Genomic DNA, 8,885 nt, shown 5'->3' with positions numbered 1-8,885 from the left:
GAAGCACGGCCCGAGCGACGGCTCGCGCAGCGCCGCGATCGCCTTCTTGCCGATGTGGTTCAAGCCGTCGCTGAGGCCGACGGTCGTCGTCGTCTTGCCCTCGCCCGCCGGCGTCGGGCTGATGGCCGTCACCAGGATGACCTTGCCGTCACTGAAACCTTCAATGTCTTTGAGATAGTCGGACGAAATTTTGGCCTTGGTCCACCCATAAGGAATGAGTGCGTGCGACGGGACACCGACCTTGGCGGCAACCTCCGCAATGGGCTTTATCTTTGCTTCGCGTGCAATTTCGATATCGGACTTCACGGACATGCTGATGCTTCCCCTCAGGACGCGAAAACACTGAGCAATCCGCGCAGGCGAAGGCCCGCTGTCCGAATTGGCGGCGATTTGCGCGACTCCACTTTCCGGGGACGTCTACTATCACGAAACTTTCGTTCTCTCCAAGCAACTTTCGATGCGCGCCCTCCTATTCGTAATATTTACCGTCCTGTCGCGACCCGGACAGGGCGGTTCAAGGCCCGACGCAAAAGACCGACCACACCTGAATTAGCCCGATCCGGAAAGTACGGCCGTTCCCGCCGCGATCATCGCGACGGCGAGCCACTGCTGGTCGCTAACGGGCTCCTTCAGGACGAACTTCGCCAGCACAACAGTCACGACGCTGAAGGTCGAAGCGACGACCATTGTGATGTGTGGGCTGGCGGTCGTCGAGCCCGCGAGAAATGCGACGTATCCGAGCGTTTCGAGAAGCCCCTGCGCACCGACAAACGGAATCCAGGCACGCGGAATGGCCATGCGCCGGCGCTGCAGCGCAAGAATGACACCTACCAGAAGAAAGCCGCTCAATCGGCCAAGCCACAACGTCTGCAGTCCGCCGATCATCTGCGCCGACGCTTGGCCCGTCGTAACGAGGGCGACGTAGGCGAGGCAAGCACCGAGCGCGATGAGGACCGTCTTGCGTAGCTCCTTGCCGTCGGTCGCCGCAAATTGAGGATGCGCTTCTGCGCTTCTGGCGATGAGGATGCCGCCCACGATAATGACACCCATTGCCGCCCACTGGTACGTTGTCGGCCGAAGACCCATCGCCACGTTGACGACGAGCACGAAGGCCGGATGCGCCGCGACGATCGGAGCCACGATCGCAACCGGGCCGCGCGCCAATCCCGCGTAGAGGAGCATGCACATGGTGGCGACGCTCAAACCGTGCACGACGGCGAGGCCACATCCGGCTGGGGTCCAAACGAGCTTCTCGGCACTGACGGCGATCCATACCGACGACGTCAGCACGCCCACAAGCAGCACAAAGGCATACGTCAACGGCGCGCCGAGCGCACGTGAGCTGAAGCGGGCCATGAAATCCGCGAGCCCAACACTTGCTGCGCACGCCAAGCCGAATAAAACTGAGTTCATAGGATGCAGGTCATCGTATCATGACGACCACCGCACCAGTCCGGGCGGCGCGCATCCCGCGCGCCGTCGGTCTGCGCTTCCCCTGGAATGAGGACACCGCCATGGCCAAGAGCATCGCTTCCTTCTCGCGAAATCTCGACTGGAACCTTCTGAAGACGTTCCACGAGATCGCGCAGTCCGGAGGCATCAGCCGGGCGAGCGGAGCGCTCAGCCGCAAGCAGCCGGCGTTGAGCTTGGCGCTCAAGCGGCTCGAAGTGCAGCTGGGCGTCAAGCTCTGCGAACGAGGACCGAGCGGCTTCGCGCTGACGGACGAAGGCATGCTGATCGCGGACTCCTGCGGGTCGATCAACGGATTTGTGCAGCAGTTGCCGAAAAAGGTCTCCAAGGCGGGCGACAGTGTCGCCGGGCGCGTCTCTATCCAAGTTGTTTCCTGTCTGGTGTGTGATCAGCTGGACAGCGCCATTTCGCGCTTCCACGGCAGTCATCCCAAGGCTGAGATCAACATCGATATCAAGACTTGGGATTCGGTTGCAGGCGCGCTCCTGCGCGATGAGATCGACATCGGCGTGGCGCCCGCGAGCTCCCTGCGCAGCGACCTCAAATATGAGTTTCTGTTCAACGAGGTGCACCGGCCGTACGTAGGCCCGGCACACCGGCTCTTCGGCCGGACGTTCGACGATCCGGGCGCTCTCGCAGCGGAAGCCTTCATTTTGACTGGCGCCGATGAACCGGGCGCACTGACCGAGTTTAGAACCCGTCATGGCCTTGGCCGTGTCGTCGCCGGGCTGTCGGAGCATCTCGACGCTGCCAAGCGGCTGACCTTGTTGAACGTCGGCATTTGCTTTCTGCCCGAGAAATTCGCTGAGCCCGATGTGCAGGCCGGCCGGCTTTGGCCCGTCATCCGAGAGAGCGAGCGGCCGTCATCACCGGTTTTCATAATCACCAACCCGCGTGCACCGAGAAAACTCGCGCGCCAATTGCTGCTGTCGGAAATCAGCGGCTCGCTCTAAACCCATTAAACCTCGGAACATCATTGCGTGCCTGCGCGGACCGGCACCTTGCCGTGCGCCGCACCATTAATTCCAGTAATGCTGTGGATTGAAATTTTGGATCTTTCGCGCCGCTGGGGATCACGCGGGATGCTTGCCCCTCGCCGCTCCAGTCTTGCATCGGCATAAAGCTGGTCTCGGACGCCACCCGCCGCTGGCATCATACCGCTGGCATCGAAATAGCTTAACAGCTATATCGTGATGCTTTCGGGATGCGATTGGCTGAGCCGTGTTCGTTAGACAGATGAGTTACCTGGTCGCCTTGGCGCGCGAAAAGCATTTCGGGCGCGCGGCGGAGCGTTGCCACGTCACGCAGAGTACGTTGTCGTCCGGCCTAAAGGCGCTGGAACGCGAACTCGATATGCGTCTCGTGATCCGCGAGCCGAGATTTATAGGGCTCACCCCCGAGGGCGAGCGCGTCGTCGAATGGGCATCGCAAATCATCTCCGACTACGAAAGCCTCAAACAGGACGTCGAAGGACTTCGTGAAGGGCTGAAGGGAACGTTGCGGTTGGGTGTCGTACCAGCCGCGATGCCGGCCGTCGCCAAGCTGACCTCACCGTTCTGCACCAAGTATCCTCATGTGGCGGTCGACATTGAATCGATGTCATCGGTGCAGATCCAAAGCGCCCTCGACAAGTTCGAGATCGACGCCGGCCTGACGTATCTCGACAATGAACCTCTTTCGAATGTCCGCAGAAAGCCGCTGTATCGCGAGCACTACCTTTTTGTGACGCACAGAGATAATCCACTCACTCAGAGCGATGCGGTCACCTGGCCGGCAGCGGTAAGCGAAAATCTCTGCCTGCTGCAAGAGAGCATGCAGAACCGGCGCGTTCTGAACAACATCACCCGTTCGTTGGGTTTGAAGCTGTCGCCGGCCATTACGTCGAACTCCTTCCTCGCCGTCTGCTCGCACGTCTGCAGCGGAGAATGGTCGAGCATCATCCCGCACACGTTTTCCTATATTTTCGCGGGATGTAAGGAACTCGCACTGATCGACATGATCGAACCGGTACACAGCCAAGCCATAGGCCTGGTCGCCTCTGATCGCGATCCGCTAACGCCATTGGCCCACGCGTTGATGCGCTGCGCCGACCGGCTCGACCTCGAAGCGCAGCTCAGCCTTAAGTCGCTTCATAACGCTTGATCGACGGCATCAATCAGCCGTCAAATACCATTCGTTTGACCCAAAACGGTGCTGCCTCGACAGTCCGCGTGCCCCGGCAAACGAAAAGCTTCAATAGAAAGCCAGCTGTCAGGGCGAGGAAGCACGAGGAGCGACGCCGGCCAGCGAAGGCCCCACGAAACGTCTCACCTCCATGACTATATGTCATTCGTCCGGCGCCCCCTGACGAAGCGCCGCCTCATGGCCAATTCCATGAAGGAGATCAACATGGCTAAAATCGTATGTGTCCTCTATGACGATCCCGTCGACGGCTACCCTAAATCCTACGCCCGCGACGACATCCCGAAGATCACGAAATATCCGGATGGCCAGACGACGCCGACTCCGTCGGCCATCGATTTCAAACCCGGCGCGCTGCTCGGCAGCGTCTCAGGCGAACTCGGCCTGCGGAAATTCCTTGAAGCCGCCGGTCACACGCTTGTCGTGACGAGCGACAAGGACGGCGCGAACTCCAAGCTCGACCAGGAGCTGCACGACGCGGAAATCGTCATCTCGCAGCCATTCTGGCCAGCGTACATGACCGCCGAACGCATCGCCAAGGCGCCCAAGCTCAAGATGATCGTGACCGCTGGTATCGGGTCTGATCACACCGACTTGCAAGCTGCGATGGACCGCAACATCACGGTCGCGGAAGTCACTTATTGCAACAGCAATAGCGTGGCCGAGCATGTCGTGATGCAGATGCTCGCACTCGTCCGCAACTACATCCCCTCGTACAATTGGGTGATCAAGGGCGGCTGGAATATCGCAGATTGCGTATCCCGCTCCTACGACATCGAAGGCATGCACATCGGCACCGTTGCAGCCGGCCGCATCGGCCTGCGCGTGTTGCGCCTCTTGAAGCCCTACGACGTCCACCTGCACTACATGGATCGCCATCGTCTACCCGAGGCGGTTGAGAAGGAGCTCAACCTCACCCACCACGCCAGCCTCGAAAGTCTGACCAAGGTTTGCGACGTGGTGACGTTGAACTGCCCGCTGCATCCCGAAACCGAGCACATGATCAACGATAAGTCGCTCAAGAACTTCAAGCGCGGCGCCTATCTGGTCAACACGGCGCGCGGCAAGCTCTGCGATCGCGACGCCATCGTTCGCGCACTCGAAAGCGGGCAGCTCGCTGGCTACGCGGGCGACGTGTGGTTCCCGCAGCCCGCGCCGCAGGATCATCCGTGGCGCACCATGCCTCATCACGGCATGACGCCCCACATCTCGGGCACATCGCTCTCGGCTCAGACTCGCTATGCAGCCGGTACGCGTGAGATCCTCGAGTGCTACTTCGCAGGCAAGCCGATCCGCAACGAGTATCTCGTCGTGCAGGGCGGAAAGCTCGCCGGTGTCGGCGCGCACTCCTACAGCGCCGGCAATGCGACCGGCGGTTCGGAAGAGGCAGCGAAGTTCAAAAAATAACGAACTCTCGTCGCCGAAGCACCCGTTCTGCTTCGGCGACCCCTCGCCTTGCCATCATGGATGCAATGACCCAAATCAATTCCGATGTAACACCGGTATCTTCGCTGAGCCGTGCCGCCGCTTGGTTGCTCGCACGACCATGGCGTAACGCTGCCTTCGCAGGTTTGGGCGCATTTCTTGCGATCCTGCTCCTGACAATCGCCAACGCGGCAGACGTTGCGCCACTGCTCATCGCGCCCTTCGGAGCGAGTTGTGCACTGGTCTTCGGTGCGCCCGCGAGTCCGTTGGCTCGGCCGTACAATGTCGTGGGTGGACACCTTGTAACGGCAGCATGCGGACTTCTTGTCATGACATGCATCGGATCATCGCCGATAGCGATCGCGCTCGGCGTCGGCATCGCAATTTCCGCGATGCTACTGACGGACACGCTTCATCCGCCGGCCGGTGCCAACCCGATCGTCATCCCGTTCGCGCATTCGGGATGGACGTTTTTAATGGCACCCATCCTGATTGGCGCAACCTTCATCATGATCTGCGGCTGCGTGTACCACCGCCTCGTCACCGGCCATTCCTACAAGCTCAACCATTTGCGGCGCGCCCAATAAGAGCTTTGCCGAAAACCGGTTAGAGCCGCGTCAGACCGGTCTCGGCTTGTATGTCCTTCAGCGCACCAACCAGCACGTCGATTTCACCGCACGTATTGTAGAATGCGAACGAGGGTCGAACTGTCGTCTCCTGCCCGAAGCGTCTCAGGATCGGCTGCGCGCAGTGATGCCCCGAGCGCACCGCGATCCCATACTTATTGAGGCGCGACCCGATCTCTTCGCTTCGTATGCCCTTCAGCGTCAGCGAGATCACGCTCGCCTTTTCGGGCGCGGTGCCGATGATCCTGAGACCTGGGATCTGCAGAAGCCGCTCCGTCGCGTAAACGAGCAGCTTGTGCTCGTAATCGGCGATGTTTTGGAGCCCGATGCGTTCGACGTAATCGATCGCTGCACCCAAGCCGACGGCGTCGGCGATATTGCCGGTGCCCGCCTCGAACCGCTGCGGCGACTTGTGGAACTCGACGCGCTCGAACGTCACATCACGGATCATGTTGCCGCCGGTCTGATAGGGCGGCAGCGAGTCCATCAGCGCCTTCTTGCCGTAGAGAACGCCAATGCCGGTGGGCGCGAAGATCTTGTGGCCGGAGAAGACGAAGAAGTCGGCGTCGAGATCCTGCACATCGACTTTCATGTGCGAGACCGACTGCGCGCCGTCGATAAGCACGCGAGCGCCGACGCGATGCGCCATTTCGACGATCGTCTTGGCGGGCGTGATTGTGCCAAGTGCGTTCGACACCTGCGTGAACGCGACAAGCTTGGTCCGGCCGTTCAGCAGCTTTCCGAACTCATCGAGCAGCAGCGCGCCGCAGTCGTCGACCGGCGCAACCCTGAGCTTCGCGCCCTGCGCGAGGCAGAGCTGCTGCCACGGTACGATGTTGGCGTGATGCTCGAGATTGGTGACGACGATTTCGTCGCCGGCCCCGATATGCTGCTGTCCGAACGTAGCGGCGACGAGATTGATCGCTTCGGTGGCGCCGCGCGTGAAGATGATCTCTTCAGCCGATCCCGCGCCGAGGAAACGCGCGACTTTCGAGCGCGCGCCTTCGTATGCGTCGGTCGCGCGAGCGGCAAGCTCGTGCGCTGCCCGGTGAATGTTCGAGTTTTCGTGCTCGTAGAAATATTTGAGCCGCTCGATGACGGACTTCGGCTTCTGCGTCGTCGCCGCGTTATCGAACCAGATGAGCGGGCGGCCGTTGACCGTCTCATTCAAAATGGGGAAATCGCGGCGAACGCCGTCGACGTCGAAACCGATGCCACCCGACGCAGGCAACCGGGCAGGCGCAGTCGCACCCGGAACGCTGATACCGCTCGCAGACGCCTCTTGCCGGTCCAGAAAATAGAAACCTGATCCATCATCCGCGCCGCGGCTCGGCGCATGCGGCTCGGCTCCGAGCGGCGCCAAGAGCGACCTGAGTTCGGCTTCAAACGGAAGAGCAATGCGGTCGTACTGACGGATAGACCCGCCGGAATGCGGCGTCTCAAGACCGGTATGATTGGCGAGCACCTGCGGCGGCGGCGTCGCCGGTGGAGGTTGCGGAGGCGAAGACTGGGAGATCCCAGGGAGCGCATCCGCCGAGCGCGATGTTTCCGGTCGAGCCGGTATGTCCCTCGAGCCGCCAAAGCCGGAAAGCGATGGCCCCGCATCGACGCTCGATGGCAACAGCGGATCGGGTGCGCGCGTCAGATCATTCACGCCTTTGAGGTCGATCACGGAGACATCGGCAGAGGAAACCGGCGTGCTGCTAACCGGCGCTCCGATACCCGGCACTGACGAGCTTATCGGTGTCGGCGACGGTGATGGTCCCGGCTGCGCGGCTGCCTGGCCGCCGAGTTCTGTCGGAGACGCTCCGAAGCCAGGTAGCGAAGGCCCCGACGGCCCGCCCGAAGGCGGCGACGGAATCACAGCACTGAAAAGAGCATCGAACACGCGATCGTCGAACGCGGCGCTGTCAAATGGAGACACGCTTCCCGGCGTTCCGATGCTCGCCGCCGGCACTCCGGCCGTCGGCAACGGCGATGTTCCCGCAGCCGCAAGATGCGGTGCCGACGTTCCCGCGACGTCCACGGGGGAAGCGCCGAAACCTCCAAGCGATGGGCCGCCAGAACCCGGCAACGATTGCCCCGGCAGCGCCGCGAAGAGATCGTTCGCCATCTTTGTTAGAAGCGCGACACCCGGCAACCCCGCCGGCGGTTGAACACCACCAGCTGGCCCGTTCGCCGCCGCCGCCAAAGCATCGAGGTCGGCAGCACCCGATCCCAGATTAGCTATAGACATGATACTTGCCCACCTCGACGTTCTCCAGAACTCCCAGCGCGTCGTCCGTCAGGACCGCGAGCGAGCAGTAGAGCGAGACGAGATAGGAGGCGATTGCCTGATCGTTGATGCCCATGAAGCGGACGGAGAGACCCTTCGTCAGTTCGCCCGGCAGGCCCGGCTGGAAGAGACCGACCACGCCCTGCTTGGCTTCACCGGTTCTGATCAGAAGAATGTTCGTTTTTCCGCCCTTCACCTCAAGCTTGTCGGAGGGAATGAGCGGGATGCCGCGCCACGTGAGGAACGGCGATCCGAATAGCGTGACTGTGGGCGGCGGCACACCGCGACGGGTGCATTCGCGTCCGAACGCTGCGATCGCCTGCGGATGCGCAAGGAAGAACGCGGGTTCTTTCCAAACTTTCGCAATCAGCTCGTCGAGATCGTCAGGCGTCGGCGGCCCGGAGCGCGTTTTGATCTTCTGCGAGGCGGCAGCGTGCGCAAGGAGGCCGTACTCCTTGTTGTTGATGAGTTCGCTCTCCTGGCGCTCCTTCACCGTCTCGATCGTCAGGCGCAGCTGTTCTTTGATCTGATTGTGTGGAACGCTGTAGAGATCGGAAACGCGCGTATGAATATCGAGAACCGTCTGCACAGCGCTCAAAAGATACTCGCGCGGGTTCTCGATGTAATCGACGTAGGTTTGCGGCAGAACGCGCTCATCCCGCACCGAGCATGCCACTTCGACGCTGTCCGCATCGCGCACTTTGTTGACGCGATATATGCCCGCTTCGACCGGCACCCAGCTCAGAAAGTGCACCAGCCAACGCGGCGTGATGCTCGACATTTGCGGTACGGTCTTGGTCGCATTGGCTAATTGCCGTGCAGCTATATCGCCTAGCGCCGTCTGGGTTTCGTCTGCCATGGCATCCCCATCTCTGATATATTAGAGTACATAATTTCGTCAGCACGCT

Annotated in this window: 8 protein-coding genes; 4 read left to right on the top strand and 4 right to left on the bottom strand. The window is 61.2% G+C overall.

The window, feature by feature from the left end; all coding sequences use genetic code 11:
- Both AC1DK3_RS20060 and AC1DK3_RS20055 read right to left on the bottom strand, forming a co-directional pair.
- Positions 1-312, bottom strand: a 312-nt coding sequence (locus AC1DK3_RS20060; RefSeq protein ID WP_477194001.1) for a formate--tetrahydrofolate ligase, incomplete at its 3' end; no start/stop codon positions are given.
- A 237-nt stretch (positions 313-549) separates the two neighbouring features.
- Positions 550-1,413, bottom strand: coding sequence for an EamA family transporter (locus AC1DK3_RS20055; RefSeq protein ID WP_477194000.1), 864 nt, complete (start codon positions 1,411-1,413; stop codon positions 550-552).
- Between the two features lie 20 nt (positions 1,414-1,433).
- Here AC1DK3_RS20055 and AC1DK3_RS20050 point away from each other — a divergent pair, with 20 nt between their 5' ends.
- From AC1DK3_RS20050 to AC1DK3_RS20035, 4 genes are all read left to right on the top strand, one after another.
- Positions 1,434-2,423: a LysR family transcriptional regulator gene (locus AC1DK3_RS20050; RefSeq protein ID WP_477193999.1), complete on the top strand. Its 990-nt coding sequence runs from the start codon at positions 1,434-1,436 to the stop codon at positions 2,421-2,423.
- A 283-nt stretch (positions 2,424-2,706) separates the two neighbouring features.
- Complete coding sequence (locus tag AC1DK3_RS20045; RefSeq protein WP_477193998.1) at positions 2,707-3,612, top strand: LysR family transcriptional regulator; 906 nt, start codon at positions 2,707-2,709, stop codon at positions 3,610-3,612.
- Between the two features lie 246 nt (positions 3,613-3,858).
- Complete coding sequence (locus tag AC1DK3_RS20040) at positions 3,859-5,058, top strand: NAD-dependent formate dehydrogenase (RefSeq protein WP_477193997.1); 1,200 nt, start codon at positions 3,859-3,861, stop codon at positions 5,056-5,058.
- 65 nt (positions 5,059-5,123) lie between these two features.
- A complete protein-coding gene (locus tag AC1DK3_RS20035) occupies positions 5,124-5,663 on the top strand; it encodes an HPP family protein (protein WP_477193996.1) in 540 nt (179 codons plus the stop codon).
- A gap of 19 nt (positions 5,664-5,682) precedes the next feature.
- Here the strand turns inward: AC1DK3_RS20035 and AC1DK3_RS20030 are convergent, their stop codons facing one another.
- Together AC1DK3_RS20030 and AC1DK3_RS20025 are read right to left on the bottom strand one after the other, a co-directional pair.
- Positions 5,683-7,938: a family 2A encapsulin nanocompartment cargo protein cysteine desulfurase gene (locus AC1DK3_RS20030; protein ID WP_477193995.1), complete on the bottom strand. Its 2,256-nt coding sequence runs from the start codon at positions 7,936-7,938 to the stop codon at positions 5,683-5,685.
- Positions 7,925-8,836, bottom strand: coding sequence for a family 2A encapsulin nanocompartment shell protein (locus tag AC1DK3_RS20025; protein WP_339083549.1), 912 nt, complete (start codon positions 8,834-8,836; stop codon positions 7,925-7,927). The genes AC1DK3_RS20030 and AC1DK3_RS20025 overlap by 14 nt, the downstream gene beginning before the upstream one ends.
- Between the last annotated feature and the right edge of the window lie 49 nt (positions 8,837-8,885).

Source organism: Hyphomicrobium sp. 01T421, assembly GCF_056398805.1.
This window is presented reverse-complemented; position numbering and strand designations above follow the sequence as displayed.